16 protein-coding genes, 1 rRNA gene and 1 pseudogene are annotated in these 20,316 nt (G+C 73.6%); 14 read left to right on the top strand and 4 right to left on the bottom strand.

Features of this window, described 5'->3' with window-relative positions:
• The 3 genes and pseudogenes from rrf to ACWGH1_RS15180 all read left to right on the top strand — a co-directional run.
• Window positions 1-92 (top strand): 5S ribosomal RNA (gene rrf, locus ACWGH1_RS15170); the annotation flags it as partial.
• 168 nt (window positions 93-260) lie between these two features.
• Window positions 261-1,283: pseudogene (locus ACWGH1_RS15175) on the top strand (hypothetical protein); the annotation flags it as partial.
• A 378-nt stretch (window positions 1,284-1,661) separates the two neighbouring features.
• Complete coding sequence (locus ACWGH1_RS15180) at window positions 1,662-2,510, top strand: hypothetical protein (RefSeq protein WP_453408724.1); 849 nt, start codon at window positions 1,662-1,664, stop codon at window positions 2,508-2,510.
• A 76-nt stretch (window positions 2,511-2,586) separates the two neighbouring features.
• Here the strand turns inward: ACWGH1_RS15180 and ACWGH1_RS15185 are convergent, their stop codons facing one another.
• The gene (locus ACWGH1_RS15185; protein WP_453354455.1) at window positions 2,587-3,858 is read right to left on the bottom strand and encodes a DUF1015 family protein; all 1,272 of its coding nucleotides are present in this window, start codon (window positions 3,856-3,858) and stop codon (window positions 2,587-2,589) included.
• Between the two features lie 110 nt (window positions 3,859-3,968).
• Between ACWGH1_RS15185 and ACWGH1_RS15190 the strand changes: the two genes are divergently transcribed.
• From ACWGH1_RS15190 to ACWGH1_RS15205, 4 genes are read left to right on the top strand one after another with little or no spacing between them, the layout of a single operon-like run.
• Complete coding sequence (locus tag ACWGH1_RS15190; RefSeq protein ID WP_453354456.1) at window positions 3,969-5,003, top strand: HAD-IIA family hydrolase; 1,035 nt, start codon at window positions 3,969-3,971, stop codon at window positions 5,001-5,003.
• A 50-nt stretch (window positions 5,004-5,053) separates the two neighbouring features.
• Window positions 5,054-6,100, top strand: coding sequence for a FecCD family ABC transporter permease (locus tag ACWGH1_RS15195; RefSeq protein WP_453354457.1), 1,047 nt, complete (start codon window positions 5,054-5,056; stop codon window positions 6,098-6,100).
• The gene (locus tag ACWGH1_RS15200; protein ID WP_453354458.1) at window positions 6,097-7,173 is read left to right on the top strand and encodes a FecCD family ABC transporter permease; all 1,077 of its coding nucleotides are present in this window, start codon (window positions 6,097-6,099) and stop codon (window positions 7,171-7,173) included. The genes ACWGH1_RS15195 and ACWGH1_RS15200 overlap by 4 nt, the downstream gene beginning before the upstream one ends.
• The gene (locus ACWGH1_RS15205; protein WP_453354459.1) at window positions 7,170-8,000 is read left to right on the top strand and encodes an ABC transporter ATP-binding protein; all 831 of its coding nucleotides are present in this window, start codon (window positions 7,170-7,172) and stop codon (window positions 7,998-8,000) included. The genes ACWGH1_RS15200 and ACWGH1_RS15205 overlap by 4 nt, the downstream gene beginning before the upstream one ends.
• 34 nt (window positions 8,001-8,034) lie before the next feature.
• On the opposite strand, the gene ACWGH1_RS15210 is transcribed toward ACWGH1_RS15205, so the two are convergent.
• Complete coding sequence (locus tag ACWGH1_RS15210; RefSeq protein WP_453354463.1) at window positions 8,035-8,382, bottom strand: SCP2 sterol-binding domain-containing protein; 348 nt, start codon at window positions 8,380-8,382, stop codon at window positions 8,035-8,037.
• 64 nt (window positions 8,383-8,446) lie between these two features.
• On the opposite strand from ACWGH1_RS15210, the gene ACWGH1_RS15215 reads away from it, so the two are divergent.
• The 5 genes from ACWGH1_RS15215 (at window position 8,447) to ACWGH1_RS15235 (ending at window position 13,581) form a co-directional block, all read left to right on the top strand.
• Entirely contained in the window at window positions 8,447-8,707 is a 261-nt protein-coding gene (locus ACWGH1_RS15215; protein WP_453354460.1) for a hypothetical protein, read from the top strand.
• A 7-nt stretch (window positions 8,708-8,714) separates the two neighbouring features.
• Window positions 8,715-9,530 carry a TlyA family RNA methyltransferase gene (locus ACWGH1_RS15220; RefSeq protein ID WP_453354461.1) on the top strand — a complete coding sequence of 272 codons (816 nt, stop codon included), beginning with the start codon at window positions 8,715-8,717 and terminating at the stop codon, window positions 9,528-9,530.
• Window positions 9,527-10,483, top strand: a complete 957-nt coding sequence (locus ACWGH1_RS15225) for an NAD kinase (RefSeq protein ID WP_453354462.1) — start codon at window positions 9,527-9,529, stop codon at window positions 10,481-10,483. The genes ACWGH1_RS15220 and ACWGH1_RS15225 overlap by 4 nt, the downstream gene beginning before the upstream one ends.
• A 93-nt stretch (window positions 10,484-10,576) precedes the next feature.
• Window positions 10,577-12,295 (top strand): DNA repair protein RecN, encoded by a 1,719-nt coding sequence (recN, locus tag ACWGH1_RS15230; RefSeq protein ID WP_453408725.1) that lies wholly within the window; start codon window positions 10,577-10,579, stop codon window positions 12,293-12,295.
• Between the two features lie 158 nt (window positions 12,296-12,453).
• Entirely contained in the window at window positions 12,454-13,581 is a 1,128-nt protein-coding gene (locus ACWGH1_RS15235) for a glycosyltransferase family 4 protein (RefSeq protein ID WP_453408712.1), read from the top strand.
• A gap of 224 nt (window positions 13,582-13,805) precedes the next feature.
• Here ACWGH1_RS15235 and ACWGH1_RS15240 read toward each other — a convergent pair whose 3' ends face one another.
• Window positions 13,806-15,437 (bottom strand): PucR family transcriptional regulator, encoded by a 1,632-nt coding sequence (locus ACWGH1_RS15240; protein WP_453356737.1) that lies wholly within the window; start codon window positions 15,435-15,437, stop codon window positions 13,806-13,808.
• A gap of 183 nt (window positions 15,438-15,620) precedes the next feature.
• Between ACWGH1_RS15240 and ACWGH1_RS15245 the strand changes: the two genes are divergently transcribed.
• On the top strand, window positions 15,621-17,156 hold the full coding sequence (locus ACWGH1_RS15245; RefSeq protein WP_453356736.1) for an APC family permease: 1,536 nt from the start codon (window positions 15,621-15,623) through the stop codon (window positions 17,154-17,156).
• 62 nt (window positions 17,157-17,218) lie between these two features.
• Window positions 17,219-18,847, top strand: coding sequence for a flavin monoamine oxidase family protein (locus ACWGH1_RS15250; protein WP_453408713.1), 1,629 nt, complete (start codon window positions 17,219-17,221; stop codon window positions 18,845-18,847).
• A 3-nt stretch (window positions 18,848-18,850) separates the two neighbouring features.
• Here ACWGH1_RS15250 and ACWGH1_RS15255 read toward each other — a convergent pair whose 3' ends face one another.
• Window positions 18,851-20,233: an FAD-binding oxidoreductase gene (locus tag ACWGH1_RS15255; protein WP_453357061.1), complete on the bottom strand. Its 1,383-nt coding sequence runs from the start codon at window positions 20,231-20,233 to the stop codon at window positions 18,851-18,853.
• Window positions 20,234-20,316 lie beyond the last annotated feature (83 nt).

Below are 20,316 nucleotides of genomic sequence, written 5' to 3' on the forward strand. Positions count from 1 at the left end.
CGCCCGGTTACATTCCGAACCCGGAAGCTAAGCCTTTCAGCGCCGATGGTACTGCAGGGGGGACCCTGTGGGAGAGTAGGACGCCGCCGAACAATCTTTCAAAGGACCCTTGGTCCAGCGTTCAACGCTGGACCAAGGGTCCTTTTGTTTTTGTATCTCTTTACGCCGAAGCGCGGCCATGGGTTGGTTGCGCGAGAATGACTAGCGGTACCCCGAAGACAGGAGTCACACCCATGTCCAACTCTCCCGACGATCGTCCGGAGCGCGAGCCTCGGCGCAACGACGGCGGTGACAGGGGCGGCTACCGCGGGGCCCGTGACGACCGTGGCGGTGACCGTGGTGGTTTCCGTCGCGACGACCGCGGTGGCCGTCCGACCGGTGCCGGCGGCAGCTTCCGCCGTGACGACCGCGGTGGGCGCCCCGCCGCCGGCGGTGACCGTCCCACCGGTGGTGGCTACCGGGGTCGTGATGACCGTGGTGGTGACCGTCCGAGCTACCCGCGTCGGGACGACCGGGGTGACCGTCCCACCGGTGGTGGCTTCCAGCGCCGCGACGACCGTGGCGGTGACCGTCCCACCGGTGGTGGCTTCCAGCGCCGCGACGACCGTGGCGGTGACCGTCCCACCGGTGGTGGCTTCCAGCGTCGTGATGACCGTGGTGGTGACCGTCCGAGCTACCCGCGTCGTGACGATCGGGGTGACCGTCCCACCGGTAGTGGTTTCCAGCGTCGTGATGACCGTGGCGGTGACCGTCCGAGCTACCCCCGTCGTGACGATCGGGGTGACCGTCCCACCGGTGGTGGTTTCCAGCGTCGTGATGACCGTGGCGGTGACCGTCCGAGCTACCCCCGTCGTGACGACCGGGGTGACCGCCCCACCGGTGGTGGTTTCCAGCGTCGTGATGACCGTGGTGGGGACCGTCCCAGCTACCCCCGTCGTGACGACCGCGGTGACCGCCCCACCGGTGGTGGTTTCCAGCGTCGTGACGACCGTGGCGGCGACCGCCCCAGCTACCCCCGTCGTGACGACCGCGGTGACCGCCCGAGCTACCCGCGCCGTGACGATGACCGCGGTGGTTTCCGCGGTGGCCGTGACGACCGTGGTGGCGACCGCCCCAGCTACCCCCGTCGTGACGACCGCGGTGACCGCCCCACCGGTGGTGGCTTCCAGCGCCGTGACGACCGTGGTGGGGACCGTCCGAGCTACCCCCGTCGTGACGACCGCGGTGACCGCCCCACCGGTGGTGGCTTCCAGCGTCGTGACGACCGTGGCGGCGACCGCCCCAGCTACCCCCGTCGTGACGACCGGGGTGACCGCCCCACCGGCGGTGGCTTCCAGCGCCGCGACGACCGTGGCGGCGACCGCCCCAGCTACCCGCGTCGTGATGACCGTGGTGGGGACCGTCCGAGCTACCCGCGTCGTGACGACCGGGGTGACCGTCCCACCGGTGGTGGTTTCCAGCGTCGTGACGACCGTGGCGGCGACCGTCCCAGCTATCCCCGTCGTGACGACCGCGGTGACCGTGGCGGCGACCGCGGTGGGTTCCGTGGCGGCCGTGATGACCGTGGCGGCGACCGCGACTTCCGCGCCGACCGTGACCGCGACCCGGTCAAGCGGCTTCCGATCGACGAGGACGTCACCGGTCACGAGATCGACGCCGACGTGCGTCAGGAGCTCCTGAGCCTGCCCAAGGGCCTGGCCGAGGAGGTCTCGCGCAACCTGGTCATGGTGGCCCGGCTGATCGACGAGGACCCCGAGCAGGCGTACGCGTACGCCCGTATCGCCCTGCGGCTCGCTTCCCGCGTCGCCGCCGTCCGCGAGGCCGCCGGCTTCGCCGCGTACGCCACGCAGAAGTACAGCGAGGCGCTCGCGGAGTTCCGCGCCGCCAAGCGCATGACCGGTTCCGTCGAGCTGTGGCCCGTCATGGCCGACTGCGAACGCGGCCTCGGCCGTCCGGAGCGGGCGCTGGCGATGGCCGGCGAGCCCGAGGTGCAGAAGCTGGACAAGGCCGGCCAGGTCGAGATGCGGCTCGTGGCCGCCGGTGCCCGGCGGGACATGGGCGAGCTGGACGCCGCCATCGTGACCCTGCAGAGCCCGGAGCTGGCTTCGAACTCCGTGCAGCCGTGGACCGCGCGTCTGCGGTACGCCTACGCCGACGCCCTGCTGGCGGCCGGCCGTGAGGACGAGGCGCGCGAGTGGTTCGCCAAGACCGCCGAGGCCGACAAGGACCAGGCGACGGACGCCTCCGACCGGCTCGCCGAGCTCGACGGGGTCGAGTTCGTGGACGCCGCCGTGCTGGACGACGAGGACGACGACCTCGAAGGCCCCGAAGACGTTGACGACGCCGACGGCGTCGACGACATCGAAGAGGACGAGGACGACGCCGAGGTGGCGGCCGCCGAGCGCGCCGCCGATCAGGCCGAGTACTACGACGAGGACGACGAGGAGTACGAGCCCCTCGACGCCCCCGCCGGCGACGCGGAGCGGGCCGAGGGCCGCGACAAGGCCTGACGGCTGAACTGAAAGGGCGGTACCCCCTTCCCGGGGGTACCGCCCTTTCGCATGTCCGCAGCGGTGCCGGCGCGGGTCAGTCCAGGCTGCGCAGCACCAGGCCGGTGGCCGGCTTGGGGCCGAAGGACGTCGACTTGCGGGGCATGGTGACGCCCTGGCGGGCCAGGTCGCGGACCACGTCCTCCCGTACGGGGTGCAGCAGCACCGCCGTGCCGCCGTGGCGTTCGGCCATCTCGACGGTGGCGGCGGAGTCGTGGATGTAGGAGATGTGCTCCGGCTCGTCGGGGATCTGCCACAGGGTGTCGAGGAGAGCGGCGTGCAGCACCGTCGCGTCCAGCCGGCGCCAGGCCTCGGGGCGGTCGTGGCGGACGGTGCGCTCGATGAGGGCCGGGTCCGGGTCGGTGACCAGGTGGAAGGTGCCGTCACCGGTGAGCAGGAAGGCGTTGCCGCGTTCCGACGCGTCGGCGAGCGCTTCCAGGGCGAGCGGGAGCGGGCCTTCGACGGGGCGGATGCGGAACGATCCGTCGAGCGCGGCCAGCGCCTGCGGCTTCGGGAGCCGGCGCAGCATCCGGTGGATGGCTCGGACCTGGAGCGGGTAGCGGGCGGTGTCCACGAGCAGTACGAGGCCGAAGTCCCAGGCGGTGGGCGAGGGGTGCTCCTGCTGGAGGCGCAGGTACGTCGCCCAGCGGTGGTGCCCGTCGGCGATGAGGGCCTGGCGGTGGCCGAGGTCGGCGGTGACGGCGGCCAGGTCGGCGGGGTCGGTGACGGCCCACAGGCTGTGCCGGAACCCGTCCTCGGTGACGGTGGAGAGCAGCGGCTCCCGCTGCGCGGTCCGTTCGATGACCGCGGCCGCGCCCGTGGTGGGGTCGCCGCCGCGGTAGGTGAGGAGGAGCGGTTCGAGGTTCGCGGAGGTGGCGCGCATCAGGCCGGCGCGGTCGGTGACCACGTGCGGCATGACGTCCTCGTGGGGCAGCACGATCCCGTCGTCGGCGGTGGTCAGGGCCAGGGCGCCGATGACGCCGCGCTGGAGCACGCCGGGCTTGCGCTGCTCGTACACGTACAGGGCGGCCTCGGGGTCGGCGCTGAGGACGCCCTCGGCGAGCCAGTGGCGCATGGTGCGCGCGGCCTGCTCGTTGCGGTCGGCGGGGGTCTCTGCCTGGGGGAGGATCAGGCGGACGATGTTGTGCGGGTCGGCGGATTCGAGGTAGTCGACTCCGTCGGGTCGTACGACCACGTCGTAGGGCGGCGAGGTGACGGCGGCCAGGCTGCCGACGCGTTCGGGGTCATAGCGCAGTCCGTGGAAGGGGATCAGGCGCAGTCCTCGGTCCGCGTTACCAGATGTGGTCATTGGTGCATGGTAAGACGCGTCTCACGGTGCGGGATGATCGGGGGAGTGACTGGGCAGGGCAGCTACGGACAGAATCGATCGAAGATCGAGTGGACGAGGGAGCGGACACGATGACCCGGCAGAGCAGGACCAGTCCCGCGGGCAGTGAGCGGAGTCTGCACCAGGCGTACGACACGGCCCTGCTGGACCTGGACGGGGTGGTGTACGCGGGCGGCCGGGCCATCGGGCACGCGGTGGAGTCGCTCGGGACGGCCAGGGCGGAGGGCATGCACTTGGCGTACGTCACGAACAACGCGCTGCGGACCCCGGACGCGGTCGCGGAGCACTTGTGCGAGCTGGGGATCCCGACGGAAGCGGGTGAGGTGATCACCTCGGCGCAGGCGGTGGCCCGGCTGATCGCCGATCAGGTCGCGCCGGGTTCGAAGGTGCTGGTGATCGGCGGGGACGGGTTGCGGGTCGCGCTGCGGGAGCGCGGGCTGGTGCCGGTGGAGTCGGCCGACGAGGAGGACCTGACGGCGGTCGTGCAGGGGTACGGCGGCCCGGACCTGGCGTGGGGGCGGTTCGCGGAGGCTTCGTACGCGGTCAACCGCGGGGTGCCCTGGTACGCGTCGAACACGGACCTGACGATTCCCGGGGCGCGCGGGATCGCGCCGGGCAACGGGGCCGCCGTGGAGGTGGTACGGATCGCCACGGGCGCGGAGCCGCAGGTGGCGGGCAAGCCGCTGCCCCCGATGCACCGGGAGACGGTGCTGCGGACCGGGGCGGAGCGGCCGCTGGTGGTCGGGGACCGGCTGGACACGGACATCGAGGGCGCGTTCAACGGGGACGTGGACTCGCTGCTGGTGCTGACCGGGGTTACCGACGCGGCGCAGTTGCTGCGGGCCGCGCCGAAGCACCGGCCGACGTACGTGGACCGGGACCTGCGCGGGCTGCTGACCGGCCAGCCGGAGGTCGTGGCGGCCGGGGACGGGTTCCGCTGCGGCGCGTGGACGGCGGTCGCGCTGGACGGCGTACTCAGCCTGCGCGGGGAGGACGGTGACCCGCTGGACGGGCTGCGGGCGCTCTGCGCGGCGGCCTGGACGTCGGCCGGGGAGGGTTCCGCGGCGCTGGACGCCGGGAAGGCGCTGGCACGGCTGGAGCTGTAGGCCGCGACCGGGGGATCTCGATCGGAGCAGGGTAGGCTAACCTAACTTCCGTGTTGGTCGAGAGTCCCCCCGAACCGAGCGCCGCGCCCGTCGCCGCCTCCCGCGCCCGCAACGGCGCCCGCGCCGCAGGCCTGTTGGCCGCTCTCGCGGCGTTGGCCCTGGTCGCGGTGGCGAGCATCGCCGTCGGCGCCAAGCAGATGCCCCTCGATCAGGTGTGGCACGGCCTGTTCCACTACGCGGGGACCCCGGGTGATGTGGTGGTGCGCGACCTGCGGGTCCCGCGGACCCTCCTCGGGGTGCTGGTGGGCCTCGCCCTGGGCCTGTCCGGCGCGGTGATGCAGGCGCTGACCCGCAACCCGCTCGCGGAGCCCGGCATCCTCGGCGTCAACGCGGGCGCCGCGGCTGCCGTCGTCTCGGCGATCAGCTTCCTCGGCGCCTCTTCGCTCAGCGAGTTCGTCTGGTGGGCCTTCCTCGGAGCGGCCGTCGTCTCGGTCGTCGTCTACCTGCTCGGCGGCAGCCGCAGCGCGACGCCGGTGCGCCTCGCGCTCGCCGGTACGGCGGCCAGCGCGGCCCTGGTCGGCTACATCAACGCCGTGCAGCTGATGGACAGCAAGGCCCTGGACAAGCTCCGCTTCTGGACGGTCGGTTCGCTGGCCTCGGCCAACATGGACACCGTCCGCCAGGTCGCCCCCTTCCTGGTGGCCGGGGCGGTGCTGGCGCTCTCGCTCGGCCGGCCGCTCAACGCCATGGCCATGGGCGACGACACCGCCCGGGCGCTCGGCGCGAACCTGACGCGGACCCGGATCGTCGCGATGGCCGCCCTCACCCTGCTGGTCGGGGCGGCGACCGCCGCCTGCGGGCCGATCCTCTTCATCGGGCTGATGATCCCGCACCTGGTGCGGCTCATCACCGGCCCGGACATGCGCTGGGTGCTCGCCTACTCCGCGGTGCTGTCCCCCGTACTGCTGCTGGGCACCGACGTCATCGGACGGGTCGTCACCCGCCCCGCCGAGCTACAGGTCGGCATCGTCACCGCGCTCGTCGGCGGCCCGGTCTTCATCTACCTCGTCCGGCGCAAGAGGATGGCCCAGCTGTGACGCAGACGACGGCGGCGAAGCCGCAGAAGTCCACGAGGAGCCGGTCGCGGGTGCTGCGCGGACCCGGCGGGACGGCGCTGCGCGTGCAGCCGCGGGCGCTGGCCGCGGGGCTGCTGCTGGCGGCCGCGGCGCTGGTCATGGCGGTCGTGCTGACCGGCACCGGCGAGTTCGAGATCGCACCCTTGGACGTGGTGCGGACCCTGCTGGGCGGGGGCAGCCCGGCCGACGACTTCATCGTCAACGACCTGCGGCTGCCGCGGGTGCTGGTCGCGCTGCTCGTCGGGGCCTCGCTCGGGATGGCCGGCGCCGTCTTCCAGTCCGTGTCCCGCAACCCGCTGGGCTCCCCGGACCTGCTCGGCTTCGGCTACGGATCGGCGGTCGGCGCCCTCACCGTCATCATCGTCTTCCACGGCGGCTCCACCGAGGTGGCGTTGGGCGCGGTGGCCGGCGGGCTGCTCACCGGCGCCGCCGTGTACCTCCTCGCGTACCAGCAGGGCATCCACGGCTACCGGCTCGTGCTCGTCGGCATCGGGGCCTGCGCGATGCTCGTCGCCGTCATCCAGTACCTGCTGACCAAGGCGAAGCTCGTCGACGCGACCCGGGCGCTGGTCTGGCTGACCGGTTCGCTGGCCGGCCGGGACTGGTCGCAGGTGTGGCCGCTGCTGGCGACCTGCGCGGTGGTCTTCCCGCTTGTCCTCGGGCAGGGCAGGGCGCTGCGGATGATGGAGATGGGCGACGACGCCGCCCACGCCCTGGGCGTCAGGGTGGAACGGACCCGGCTGCTCCTGATGGCGGCGGCGATCGTACTGACCACGGCCGCCGCCGCCGCGGCCGGGCCGATCAGCTTCGTCGCGCTGGCCGCACCCCAGCTGGCCCGGCGCCTGACCCGGTCGGCCGGCCCGAACCTGCTCACCGGCGCCCTGATGGGGGCCGTGGTGCTGCTGGTGTCGGACTGGGCCTCGCAGCGGGCCTTCGGGGCGGACCAGCTGCCGGTGGGCGTGGTGACCGGGCTGGTCGGCGGTGTCTACCTGCTCTGGCTGCTCGTCACCGAGCGCAAGGCGGGACGTATATGAGCGACTTGAGGAGTGGGCAAGTGCAGCAGCGGCTGACCGCGCGGAACGTGACCCTCGGCTACGACCAGCGGGTCATCGCCGAGGACCTCTCGGTGGAGATCCCCGACAACTCCTTCACGGTGATCGTCGGCCCCAACGCCTGTGGCAAGTCCACGCTGCTGCGCGCCCTGTCGCGGATGCTGAAACCGTCGGCCGGGCAGGTCCTGCTGGACGGCCAGGCCATCGCGTCGATGCCGGCGAAGAAGGTGGCCAAGACGCTGGGGCTGCTCCCGCAGTCCTCGATCGCGCCCGACGGCATCACCGTCGCCGACCTCGTCTCGCGCGGCCGCTACCCGCACCAGGGGCTGCTGCGGCAGTGGTCGCAGCAGGACGAGCGGGTCGTCGCCGAGTCGATGGCCGCGACCGGCGTCGCCGAGCTGGCCGGCCGGGCCGTGGACGAGCTGTCGGGCGGGCAGCGCCAGCGGGTGTGGATCGCGATGGCGCTCGCCCAGCAGACCCCGCTGCTGCTGCTGGACGAGCCGACCACCTACCTGGACATCCAGCACCAGCTCGACGTCCTCGACCTGTGCGCCGAGCTGCACGAGAACCAGGGCCGGACACTGGTCGCCGTGCTGCACGACCTCAACCACGCCGCCCGCTACGCCACGCACCTGATCGCGCTGCGCGCCGGGGTCGTCGTGGCCGAGGGGCCGCCCGCCGAGGTGGTCACCGCCGGGCTGGTGGAGGAGGTGTTCGGGCTGCGCTGCCAGATCATCGAGGACCCGGAGACCGGTACGCCGCTGGTGGTCCCGGCCGCCCGCAAGGCGCGTACGCGGCTGTCCGCCTGAACCCGGCTTCCGCGGCCGGGCCGGGCTCCGCGGGTCAGAGCAGGCTCTTGAGGCGGAGCAGGTCGCGCAGGCCCGCCTCCAGCCTGACCCGGCCCGAGGCCCAGGCGCGGGCGAAATTCAGCTCGCCCGCCACCAGGGCGAGCAGGTCGTCGCCCGTCATCGCGAGCCGGATCTGGGCCTTGGCGGCGGGCGGCCCGGGGGTGAGCGCGTCGACCCGGATCCGGCCCCCGTCGAGCCGGCCGGAGAACGTCCGGTCCAGGTCGGTGATGTGGCAGCTGAGGGAGCGGTCGAGCGCGACCGCGCCGCGCACGTCGCCCTGGGCCCGGGCCAGGTTGTCTGAGAGCCGGTCGAGTGCTTCGCGGCACTCCTCGGTGGTAGCCATCGTGATCACGACCGTACCGCAGAGCCGTACGTGGTCGCGGCGCGCTTCGCGGTAGCGTCGGGGCATGACCGACGAAGCACCGGAAGCCGCCGCGGACGGACCCGTGGCCCCGGCCGAGCCCGCCGGGCCCGCGCCGCTGGGCGTCGTACGCACTCCCACCGGACACGCCGGGGTGGACGGTCCGCTGGAGCGGCTGGCGGCCGTCGACCACCTCACGGCGGACGCACACGTCGAGGTGTACGAGGATGTGCACAGGGGGTTGCGCGACGCGCTGACCGCGCTGGACGCACCGCCCGTCCCCGGACCGTACGAAAACAGGAGCTGAACCGAACGTGGCAGGAGTGGCACGCCGCCGCCTGGACGCCGAACTGGTACGCCGCAGCATGGCCCGCTCGCGGGAGCACGCGGCCCAGCTGATCGCCGCGGGCCGGGTGACCGTGGGCGGCACCACCGCCACCAAGGCGGCCACCCAGGTCGAGACCAGCGCGGCCCTGGTCGTCCTCAAGGACGACAGCGACCCCGACTACGTCTCACGTGGCGGCCACAAACTGGCGGGCGCCCTCGCCGCCTTCGGGCCGCAGGGCCTGGCGGTCGAAGGCCGCCGGGCGCTGGACGCCGGCGCCTCCACCGGGGGTTTCACCGACGTGCTGCTGCGCGCCGGGGTCGCCCACGTCATGGCCGTCGACGTCGGTTACGGGCAGCTCGCCTGGTCGCTGCAGAGCGACGAGCGGGTCACCGTCAAGGACCGCACCAACGTCCGCGAGCTGACCGTCGAGCTGCTCGACGGCGTTGCGGTGGACCTCGTCGTCGGCGACCTGTCCTTCATCTCCATCGGCCTGGTGCTGCCCGCGCTCGTACGGTGCTGCGCGCCCGGCGCGGACCTGGTGCTGATGGTCAAGCCGCAGTTCGAGGTCGGCAAGGACCGGCTGGGCAGCGGCGGAGTGGTGCGCAGCCCCGAGCTGCGCGCGGAGGCCGTACGGGACGTCGCGGCGCAGGCCTGGAAGCTGGGGCTGGGGGTGCTCGGGGTGACCGCGAGCCCGCTGCCCGGGCCGTCGGGCAACGTCGAGTACTTTCTGTGGCTGCGGGCGGGGGCACCGGCACTCGACCCGGGGGATGTCGATCGTGCAGTGGCGGAGGGGCCGCAGTGACCGATGCAGCGGGAACGTCAGAAGCGGGAACTTCAGGAGCGGGGGGGACGGATCCGACGCAGGGGCGGACCGTCTTCCTCGTCGCGCACACCGGGCGGCCGGCGGCCATCCGAAGTGCCGAGCTCGTGGTCCGGGGGCTGCTGAAATCGGGTCTGGGGGTACGGGTCCTCGCGGACGAGGCGGTGGACCTGCCGTTGCCGCCCGAGGTGGAGCTGGTGGCGGAAGGCACGCCCGGGGCCCTGGAGGGGTGCGAGCTGCTCATCGTGCTCGGCGGCGACGGGACCCTGCTGCGGGGCGCGGAGTTCGCGCGCGGCTCGGGGGTGCCGATGCTCGGCGTCAACCTGGGCCGGGTGGGCTTCCTCGCCGAGGCCGAGCGGGACGACCTGGACAAGGTCGTGGACCGGGTGGTGACGTGCGCGTACGAGGTCGAGGAGCGGATGACCCTCGACGTGCTCGTGCGGACCAACGGTGACGTGGTCCACCGGGACTGGGCGCTGAACGAGGCCGCGGTCCAGAAGGTGTCCCCGGAGCGGATGCTGGAGGTGGTCCTGGAGATCGACGGGCGTCCGGTGTCCGGCTTCGGCTGCGACGGGATCGTCTGCGCGACGCCGACGGGCTCGACGGCGTACGCCTTCTCGGCGGGCGGGCCGGTCGTCTGGCCGGAGGTGGAGGCACTGCTGATGGTGCCGATCAGCGCGCACGCGCTGTTCGCGAAGCCACTGGTGACCTCGCCGGACTCGGTGCTGGCGGTGGAGGTGCAGACCGGGACCCCGCACGGGGTCCTGTGGTGTGACGGACGGCGCATGCTGGAGCTGCCGTCCGGGGCGCGGGTAGAGGTCCGGCGCGGGACGGTGCCGGTGCGGCTCGCCCGGCTGCACCACGCGTCCTTCACCGACCGGCTGGTGGCGAAGTTCGCCCTGCCCGTCTCGGGCTGGCGCGGGGCGCCGCATTAGTGCCCTATTAGCACATCCGTTCGGGAAACTCTCGGAGGGTGACGTCGCATGGCACCGCTGAAACCTCGGTATCGTCGTCCCGTGCTTGAGGAGATGCGGATACGGTCGCTCGGGGTCATCGACGACGCGGTGGTCGAGCTGTCGCCCGGTTTCACCGCGGTGACCGGCGAGACCGGCGCGGGCAAGACGATGGTCGTCACCAGCCTCGGGCTGCTGCTCGGCGGTCGCGCCGACCCGGCCCTGGTACGGATCGGCGCCAAGGCGGCCGTGGTCGAGGGCCGCGTCGTGCTGCCGCAGGGCGCCCCCGCCGCCCTGCGGGCCGAGGAGGCCGGGGCCGAACTCGACGACGGCGCCTTGCTGATCAGCCGGACCGTCTCCGCCGAGGGCCGCTCGCGGGCCCACGTCGGCGGCCGTTCCGTACCCGTCGGCCTGCTCGCCGAACTCGCTGACGACCTCGTCGCCGTGCACGGGCAGACCGACCAGCAAGGACTGCTGCGCCCGGCCCGGCAGCGCCAGGCGCTCGACCGGTACGCCGGGGACGCGGTCGCCGTCCCCCTGGAGAAGTACACCGGCGCCTACCGGCGGCTGCGCGCGGTAGCCGCGGAGCTGGCGGAGATCACCACCCGGGCCCGGGAACGCGCCCAGGAGGCGGACCTGCTGCGCTTCGGACTGGACGAGATCGCGGCCGTCGAACCGCTGCCCGGCGAGGACGCCGAACTGGCCGCCGAGGCCGAGCGGCTGGGCCACGCCGAATCCCTCGCCTCGGCGGCGCAGGCCGCGCACGCCGCCCTCGCCGGCAACCCCGAGGACCCCGAGGGCATCGACGCCAACACGCTCGTCGCGGGCGCGCACCGGGCGCTGGAGTCCGTACGGGCCCACGACCCGGCGCTGGGCGCGCTGGCGGAACGCATCGGGGAGCTGGGCATCCTGCTGGCCGACGTGGCCGGGGAACTCGCGGGGTACGCCGATGACCTCGACGCCGACCCGCTGCGACTGGCCGCGGTGGAGGAACGCCGGGCGGCCCTCACCCAGCTCACCCGCAAGTACGGGGACTCCGTCGACTCCGTCCTCCAGTGGGCCCAGCAGGGCTCCGCGCGGCTGCTGGAACTGGACGGCGACGACGAGCGGATCGCGGAGCTGACCGCCGAGCGGGACGGGCTGCGGACCGAACTCTCCCAGCTGGCACAGGCGTTGACGGACGCCCGGGTGGAGGCCGCCTCGCGGTTCGCGTCCGACGTCACCGCCGAGCTGGCCTCGCTGGCGATGCCGCACGCCCGGGTCACCTTCGACATCCGCCAGACCGAGGACCCCGAGGGGGTGGAGGTCGACGGCCGGCCCGTCGCGTACGGTCCCGCGGGCGCCGACGAGGTGGAGCTGCTGCTGGCCCCGCACCCGGGGGCGCAGCCCAGGCCGATCGCCAAGGGCGCCTCGGGCGGTGAGCTGTCGCGGGTCATGCTGGCGGTGGAGGTCGTCTTCGCCGGGTCCGACCCGGTGCCGACGTACCTCTTCGACGAGGTCGACGCGGGCGTCGGCGGCAAGGCGGCCGTGGAGGTCGGCCGGCGGCTGGCGAAGCTGGCCCGCTCGGCGCAGGTCGTCGTCGTCACCCACCTGCCGCAGGTGGCGGCCTTCGCGGACCGGCAGCTGCTGGTGGAGAAGACCGTCGACGGATCGGTGACGCGCAGCGGGGTCACCGTGCTGGAGGGCGAGGACCGGATCCGCGAACTGTCGCGGATGCTGGCCGGCCAGGAGGACTCGCAGACGGCGCGCGCGCACGCGGAGGAACTGCTGGCCGCGGCCCGCGCGGACGGCTAGGGATCGCCCGGCCCGCGCGGTCGTAGCCCGTGTGGGTGAGGCTGGGGGGCGTCCGGTGGTATCTCCCGCGGGATCCGCACCCGTATGGTCCCGGAACGCGCGTGCGGACTGGCATTCTGGGCGACGTCTCTGACTCCCTCACCCTGGAGCTTCGGCCCGTGAGCAGCTCCCCGGTTCCGCCCCCCGCCCCCGCGCAGCCGTACGGGCGGGAGCCGCTGCGTACCGTCCAGGTCCTCGGCGGCGCGGGGGCGGGGAGCTGTGCGCACGTGCGCTCCCTCACGACGGGGCTCGCCGCCAGGGGCGTACGGGTGACGGTGTGCGCCCCCGCCGAGGCGGAGGGCGCGTACGACTTCACCGGTGCCGGGGCCGAGTTCACGCCCGACGCGGCGGCCGCTCTGCGCGCCGCCTGCGCGGGGGCGGACCTGGTGCACGCCCACGGGGTACGGGCCGGGATGCGGGCCGCTCTGGCGCTGCGCGGGGACCGGCGCGGGCGGCGGGTACCACTGGTGGTGACCTGGCACGGCGGCGCCCCGGAGACGCCGGGCGCGCTCGGGCGCATGGGCCGGCTGCTGGAACGGCACGTGGCGCGGGCGGCGTCGGTGGTGCTCGGCGCCTCCCCGGACCAGGTCGACCTGGCACGACTGCGCGGGGCGCGGGACGCCCGGCTGGCGGCGGTGGCCGTACCGGTGGCGGCGGTGCCGGAGCCCGTGGAGCCGGAGAAGGTGCGGGCGGAACTGGGCGCGGTGGAGCGGCCGCTGCTGATCGCGGTCGGCAGCCTGGTGGCGCGGCGCGGGTACGGGCTGCTCCTGGAGGCGGCGCGGGAATGGCGGGCGCTGGACCCGGTACCGCTGCTGGTGATCGCGGGGGAAGGGCCGTTACGGGCCGAGCTGACCCGGCGCATCGAGGCGGAGGGCCTCCCGGTGCGGCTGCTGGGGCGGCGCCGGGACGCGGACCGGCTGCTGGCGGCGGCGGACGTGGCGGTGCTGCCGAGCCGCTGGGAGGGCCGGTCGCTGCTGGCCCAGGAGGCCCTGCGGGCCGGGGTGGCGCTGGTGGCCACGCGGGTCGGGGGAGTCCCGGAACTGGTGGGCGACGCGGCGGTGCTGGTGCCGTACGGGGACGCGGGGGCGCTGGCGGACGCGGTGACGGCGCTCCTGGCCGACCCGGCCCGCCGGGCGCGGCTCGCCGCGGCGGGGCCGGTGCAGGCGGCGACGTGGCCGTCGGAGGACGAGACGGTGGCGCAGGTCCTGTCGGTGTACGACGAACTGATGGACCGCCGGCGGGCCTAGCCGACCGGTGCGGATGCCCTGCGGGGCGCTCTCCCGGGCCCGCCGCCTCAAGCGCCGGCGGGGCTGATATGCGCGGCGCCCCAGCACGACGGCGCCCACCGGCGCCCCCGGCCGAGCCCGCCGCCCGGCCGCCGGCCGGACGGAGTCCGGCGCAGCGGCCCGAAGCCCGGGAGGCCCCCAGGGGCCGAGCGGCGCGAGGGGCGCGTCAAGAAGGCGGGGGCGCGTCAAGAAGGGGCCGGCGTGGCCACGTGGCGGCGGGCGCGGAGGGCCAGGCTGAGGGAGAGGACCGTTTCGGGGTCGTCCAGGTCCGTGCCCAGGAGCTCCGAGATGCGGGCCAGGCGGTTGTACAGGGTCTGCCGGTTCAGGTGGAGCTCACGCGCCGTCTCCGCCTTGCGGCCCGCATGGGCCAGGTACGTCTCCAGCGTCGGCAGCAGCGGCGGCCGCGAGGCCGCGTCGTGGACCCGCAGCGCCCCGATCGCGCGGTCCACGAACGCGGCCAGGTCGGGGTGTTCCCGCAGCCGCCACAACAGCAGGTCGATGTCCAGGCGGCGCGCGTCGTACCAGGGCCGGGCCGGCAGGCCGTGCGCGGCGGTGGCCGTCTCCGCCGCGTGGCGCAGGCCCGCCGAGGCCGCCGCCCAGCTGCCGGAGACGCCGACGACCACCGCCGGCGGCGCCCCCGCCCGGTCCAGGCCCGCGCGTTCCACCCCCGCACGCAGCGCCGCCGCCACCCGGTCCGCCACCGTCGTGCGCTCCGACTCGGTCCGCAAGGACACCAGCAGCGGGACCCGCCCCTCCACCGGCCGCACCCCCAGCAGCACCGGCACGCCGACGGCGGACAGCTCCTCCAGCACCGCCCGGGCCAGCACCGCCCAGTTCCCCGACGGCCCCAGGTCCGACGACAGCCGCATGACGACGGGCAGGAGCGGCCCCGCCCCGGGCCGGAAGCCGAGGACGCGGGCCTGCGCCGGCGCGTCCTCCGCCGAGATGCGGCCCTCCGCGAGGTCGGTCAGGAAGTCGCCGCGGCCGCGCGCGGCCAGCTCGTCCTCCTGGCGCGCCTGCATCAGTACCACCGCCAGCACCCCCGCCGTCCGCTCCGCCGCCATCCGGTGCACCGGCAGCAGCGGCGACGAGACGCCCAGCAGGACGACCCGGGCGCGGACCGAGCCCGTGCCGGGGCCGCCGCCGGGGACGTCGATGACCACGGTGTTGCCGGACGGCTCGGCCTCGCGCTGGCCCCGCAGGCCCTCCCACACCTGGAGGGGATCCGCGGCGGCGTCGCCGGCCGCCGGGCCGGCGGCGTACAGCAGCTGACCGTCGGGGGTCTCCAGGAAGACCGGGTTCGCCGTGAAGTCGGCCACGATGCGCAGCACCTGCGGGATCCCGCCACCGCCCAGCAGCGCCTCCGTGCACCGCCGGTGGACTTCCTCGGCGCGCTGGAGCAGGGCGTAGTGACCGTTGACGATCTCGGTGTGGACCTCCTCCGTCACCGTGACGAAGGGGACTTCCCGGTGCAGCTGGACGAGCGGCAGGCCGGCCGCGCGGGCGGTCTCGACGATGGTTGCGGGCAGCCGGGTGAAGCGGGGCCCCAGTTCGACGACGAGCGCGGCGATCCCCCGGTCCGCGAGGCGCCGGACGAAGGCCCGCTGCTCGGCGGGCCGGGTGCCCAGCCCCAGTCCGGTGGTCAGCAGCAGTTCCCCGCCCTTGAGCAGGGACGCGATGTTGGGAACCTCGCCCGCGTGCACCCAGCGCACCGTGCGGCCGAGGCGGTCGGCGCAGGCCACCACCTCCGGCAGTCCGCTGCGCAGCCCCGGCAGTTCCAGCGCCCGCTGAACCGTGATGCCGCCCTGATTGTCCATATCGCGGGACGGTACCGCCCGTCGTGTTCCCCGCACATCACCGGGCGGTTTCGGCGCCCGATCCGTCCCCTTCCGGCCCGACAACTCGTATGACACGCAAGGAGATTATCGGACTGCCTGCCGATTGTGGTGTGCGTCACCCACCGACAGAGTGGCGCCCCTCCCGACAGGAACGAGGACGGCATGAGCAGAGATGTCACCGGCACCCCGCCCGCGGCGGCCGCAGCCCCCCAGGTCCAGCGGCTCAAGGCCAACTCCGTCGGCCTGGTCGGGGTGGTGTTCATGGCCGTCGCCACCGCCGCGCCGATCACCGCGATGACCGGCAACCTGCCCATCGCGGTCGGCTTCGGCAACGGCACCGGCGCCCCCGCCGGCTACCTCTTCGCGACCGCCGTGCTCACCGTCTTCGCCGTGGGCTACGTCGCCATGGCCAAGCGGATCACCGCCGCGGGGGCCTTCTACGGGTACATCTCACACGGCCTCGGCCGGATCGCCGGCATGGCCTCCGGCATGCTCGCCGTCCTCGCCTACATCGTCTTCGAGGCCTCGATCGTCGGCGTGTTCTCCTACTTCGCCAAGACCACCGTCCACGACCAGCTCGGCGTCGACCTGCCCTGGATCCTCTACGCCGCCGCGATGCTCGCGGTCACCGCCGTCCTGGCCCACTTCGACATCAACCTGACGGCCAAGGCCCTAGGAGTGATGCTGGTCGCCGAGATCGCAGTCCTGTTCGCCGTCGCCACCGCCGTCCTGATCGCGGGCGGCGGCCCCGACGGCATCCCCGTCGAACCGGTCAACCCGAAGAACGCCTTCACCGGCGCCTCGGCCGGGCTGGGCCTCTTCTTCGCCTTCTGGTCCTGGGTCGGCTTCGAATCCACCGCGATGTACGGGGAGGAGTCCCGCGACCCGAAGCGGGTGATCCCCAAGGCAACCCTGATCTCCGTCGTCGGCGTCGGCCTCTTCTACATCTACGTCTCCTGGATGACCATCGCGGGCAACGGCCTGGCCAAATCGGTCGAGCTCTCCGCCTCCGCCAGCCCGCTCGACCTGTTCTTCGCACCGACCCAGACCTTCATCGGCGGCTGGGCCGTCAACGCCTTCCAGTGGCTGCTGCTCACCGGCTCGTTCGCCTGCGGCATGGCCTTCCACCAGTGCGCCGCGCGGTATCTCTACGCCATCGGCCGGGAGGGCTTCCTGCACCCCGCCCTGGGCCGTACGCACGTCAAGCACGGGTCGCCGTACATCTCCTCGGTCGTACAGACCGCCATCGCCACCGCCCTGGTCGCGCTGTTCTGGCTCACCGGCCAGGACCCGTACATCCACCTCTACACGCTGCTCGCGATCCTCGGCACGATGGCGATCCTCATCGTCCAGACGCTCTGTTCCTTCGCGGTGATCGGCTACTTCCGCAAGAACCACCCCGAGGACCGGCACTGGTTCAAGACCTTCACGGCGCCGCTGATCGGCGGAATCGCCATGGCCGCCGTGGTCGTCCTGCTGGTGGTCAACATGGAGACCGCCGCCGGGCTCGCCGCCGACTCCTTCTTCTTCACCCTCATCCCCTGGATCGTCGGCGCCGTCTTCTTCGGCGGCCTGGGCCTCGGCCTGTGGCTGAAGCTCAAGGCCCCCGAGCGCTACGAGATCATCGGCCGCGTCGTGCTGGAGGACTCCGCCGAACGGGCCGAGGAGCCCGCCCCGGCCGCCGCGACCGTCCGCTGACCGGCGCCCGACCCCACCGGCTCTGCCCACCCCCAGCGTCCCCCCGACAAGGAGCCCCCGCCATGGCCCGTACGCCCCAGATGCACGCACTCCGCCGGCTCGCCGCCGAGCACGCGGCCGCCCGCCGGCTCGCCCTGCCCGTGGCCGAGGTCCGCGGCCTCGGCCGCCGCGAACTGCTCGGCCGGGCCGCCGCCCTCGGTCTCGGAACCGTCCTCGCCTCCGCCGCGGGCGCGTCCGCCGCCGAGCCGGCCCCCGCCCCGAAGCCGCCCGTCTCACCGGCCCGCGTCGCCGTCGTCGGCGCCGGCATATCGGGCCTCACGGCGGCCCTCACGCTCAAGGACGCGGGCGTCGCCTGCACGCTCTACGAAGCCAACCCGAGCCGGGTCGGCGGCCGCATGTACAGCCAGCGCACGCACTGGGCGTACGGCCAGACCTCCGAGATCGGCGGTGAGCTGGTCGACACCAGCCACAAGAAGATCCTGGAACTGTGCCGGCGCTTCAACCTGCCCGTCGAGGACTTCCTCGGCGGCGGCCCCAACGGCGCCGAGGAGATCCTCTGGTTCAACGGCACCTACTACCCGCGCACCCAGGCCGACGAGGACTTCAAGGCCGTCTACCAGGCGCTGCACCGCGATCTCCAGGACGCCGGCGAGGTCTCCTGGAACTCCAGCACCCCCGCCGGCGTCGCCCTCGACGACATGACGCTCTACGAGTGGATCGAGACCCGCGTCCCCGGCGGGCACTCCTCGCAGCTCGGCCGGTTCATCGACGTCGCCTACAACGTCGAGTACGGGGCCGACACTACCCGGCAGTCCGCCCTGGCCCTGGTCCTGTTGATGGGCTACCAGCCCAACCCGGGCAACTTCAACGTCTGGGGCCTGTCCAACGAGCGCTACCACATCACCGGCGGCAACGACCGCCTCCCGAACGCCATCGCCCAGGCGCTGCCGGCCGGTTCGCTCGTGATGGGGCGCGAACTGGTCGCCGTGAAGGTGGCGGCCGACGGCACCCAGACGCTGACCTTCAACGACGCCGGGGCCGTCCGCACGGTCGTCGCCGACCACACCGTCCTGTGCCTGCCCCTGCCGATCCTCCAGCGGATCGACCTGTCCGGGGCCGGCTTCGACCCGCTGATGAAGAACCTGCTGCGCGACGCCCGCATGGGCTACTGCACGAAGCTCAACATGCAGTTCACCGCCCGCCCCTGGCGCGGCACCGGCCCCTGGCCCGGCGTCTCGGCCGGCGACTGCTTCACCGACTCGCCCGTCCAGCAGGTCTGGGACACCACCAAGGTCCAGCCGGGTACGGGAGGCATCCTGCTCCAGTACGGCGGCGGCAGCCTGGCCGGGGCGCTCACCCCCGGCTCGCCGTTCGCCACCGAGACCGACCCGTACGTGCGCGACCTCGCGGGCCGGGTGCTGACCGGCGTCGACGCCTTCTTCCCCGGTACCAAATCCGTGTGGAACGGCCGGGCCCAGCTCTCGGCCTGGCACCTGAACCCTTACTCGCTGGGCGCCTACTCGTACTGGCCCACCGGCTACCTGCACCGGTACGCCAAGTACGAGGGCACCGCCCAAGGCCGCGTCCACATCGGCGGCGAGCACTGCAGCTACGACTTCCAGGGCTTCATGGAAGGCGGCGCCACCGAGGGCGAGCGGGCGGCCCGGGAGGTGATCACCGCTCTCTCGTAGTGCCTACGCGGGCTGGACGTTGTGGTTGAAGCGGAAGACGTTGTCCGGGTCGTACCGCCGCTTCACCGCACCCAGCCGGTTCAGGTTCTCCGTGCCGAGCCCCGCGGCCACCCGCTCGGGTCCCTCGTCGCCGGTGAAGTTGAGGTACACCGCGCCGGTGCTCCAGGGCCGGGCGCCGGTGCGGACGTCCTTCACCCACTGGCGGCACCGCTCGTCGTCGGCCGGGTCCTCCCAGATGCCGAAGGGGTGCACGGCCCAGGGCGCGTCGCGGTACGGCACCGGCCACTCCTGCGGGCCGGCCGCGATCGCGCCGCCCTGCGGCAGGACCAGGTGCTGGGAGCCCGTCGGCACCGGCATGGCTTCCCCGCGCGCGCAGAAGACGTCCACGAACTCGTCCGGCAGGCCCGTCAGGTACTCCGCCGACCAGTAGTTCCGCAGGCCCGCCGGGTCGTCCAGCATGCACTGGAGATCGGCGTACGGGATCCCCGTGACCATCTCCACCTCGTGCGGGATCGCGAGCAGCGGCTCGGCGAGCTTGCGCACCTCCTCCTCCGGGCCCGCATACGTCACCAGCGCGCCCACCAGCAGCTTGCCGACCAGGGCCGGCGGGACGAACTCCGCGGGCGGCCCGGTCAGGTAGAGCGCCGCCCCGCTCACCTCGGCCGGGCCGGCCCCGATGACCTCCCGGAACGTGCGGACCACATCACCTCCGTGCTCGGGCAGGTAGAGCAGGAACGCGATGGACACGGCCGGCAGGTCGTGCAGGCGCAGGGTCAGCGAGGTGGCGACGCCGAAGTTCCCGCCGCCGCCGTGCAGCGCCCAGAACAGCTCGGGGTTCTCGTCGGCGGTGGCCTCCACCACGCTGCCGTCCGCGGTGACCAGCTCCGCGCCCAGCAGGTTGTCCACGGCCAGCCCGAACTTCCGGTCCAGCCAACCGCTCCCGCCGCCCAGGACGAAGCCGCCCACTCCGGTCGTGGACGCCCGGCCGCCGGTGGTCGCCAGGTCGTACGGCTGGCACGCCCGGTCCAGGTGGCTCATCGTCGCCCCGCCCTCGACGCGCACGGCCTTCGCCGCCGGGTGGACCGTCACCTCGTGCATCCGGCGCAGGTCGATGACGACGCCGCCGTCGTTGACGGACATCCCGGCGACGCTGTGGCCGCCGCCGCGCACCGCGACGTGCAGGTCCAGGTCCCGCGCGAAACGCACGGCGGTGACGACGTCTGAAACGCTCTCGCACTGGGCGATGACGGCCGGCCTCCGGTCGATCATCGCGTTGAAGACGGTGCGGGCCTGGTCGTAGCCCGGATCACCGGGGGCGAAGACCTCCCCGGCCAGATCCTCGCGGAACGCGGCAAGTGCCGTGGCCGCCTTGGTGAAGGGTGCCATGACCCACCCCTCCTTCCGTGGCGGGCGAAGAACCCTTCCAGCCTAGGCGGGGGCCGCCGTCCCGGCGCGCCGGAGTGCGCCGG

Source organism: Streptomyces sp. NPDC054883, assembly GCF_053610645.1.

Bases quoted from the DNA above. Each gene is read 5' to 3' on its own strand.
- ACWGH1_RS15185 (WP_453354455.1), bottom strand. From the start codon at position 3,858: ATGACCACATCTGGTAACGCGGACCGAGGACTGCGCCTGATCCCCTTC.
- ACWGH1_RS15190 (WP_453354456.1), top strand. From the start codon at position 3,969: ATGACCCGGCAGAGCAGGACCAGTCCCGCGGGCAGTGAGCGGAGTCTG.
- ACWGH1_RS15205 (WP_453354459.1), top strand. From the start codon at position 7,170: ATGAGCGACTTGAGGAGTGGGCAAGTGCAGCAGCGGCTGACCGCGCGG.
- ACWGH1_RS15210 (WP_453354463.1), bottom strand. From the start codon at position 8,382: ATGGCTACCACCGAGGAGTGCCGCGAAGCACTCGACCGGCTCTCAGAC.
- ACWGH1_RS15215 (WP_453354460.1), top strand. From the start codon at position 8,447: ATGACCGACGAAGCACCGGAAGCCGCCGCGGACGGACCCGTGGCCCCG.
- recN (WP_453408725.1), top strand. From the start codon at position 10,577: ATGCGGATACGGTCGCTCGGGGTCATCGACGACGCGGTGGTCGAGCTG.
- ACWGH1_RS15240 (WP_453356737.1), bottom strand. From the start codon at position 15,437: ATGGACAATCAGGGCGGCATCACGGTTCAGCGGGCGCTGGAACTGCCG.
- ACWGH1_RS15245 (WP_453356736.1), top strand. From the start codon at position 15,621: ATGAGCAGAGATGTCACCGGCACCCCGCCCGCGGCGGCCGCAGCCCCC.
- ACWGH1_RS15250 (WP_453408713.1), top strand. From the start codon at position 17,219: ATGGCCCGTACGCCCCAGATGCACGCACTCCGCCGGCTCGCCGCCGAG.
- ACWGH1_RS15255 (WP_453357061.1), bottom strand. From the start codon at position 20,233: ATGGCACCCTTCACCAAGGCGGCCACGGCACTTGCCGCGTTCCGCGAG.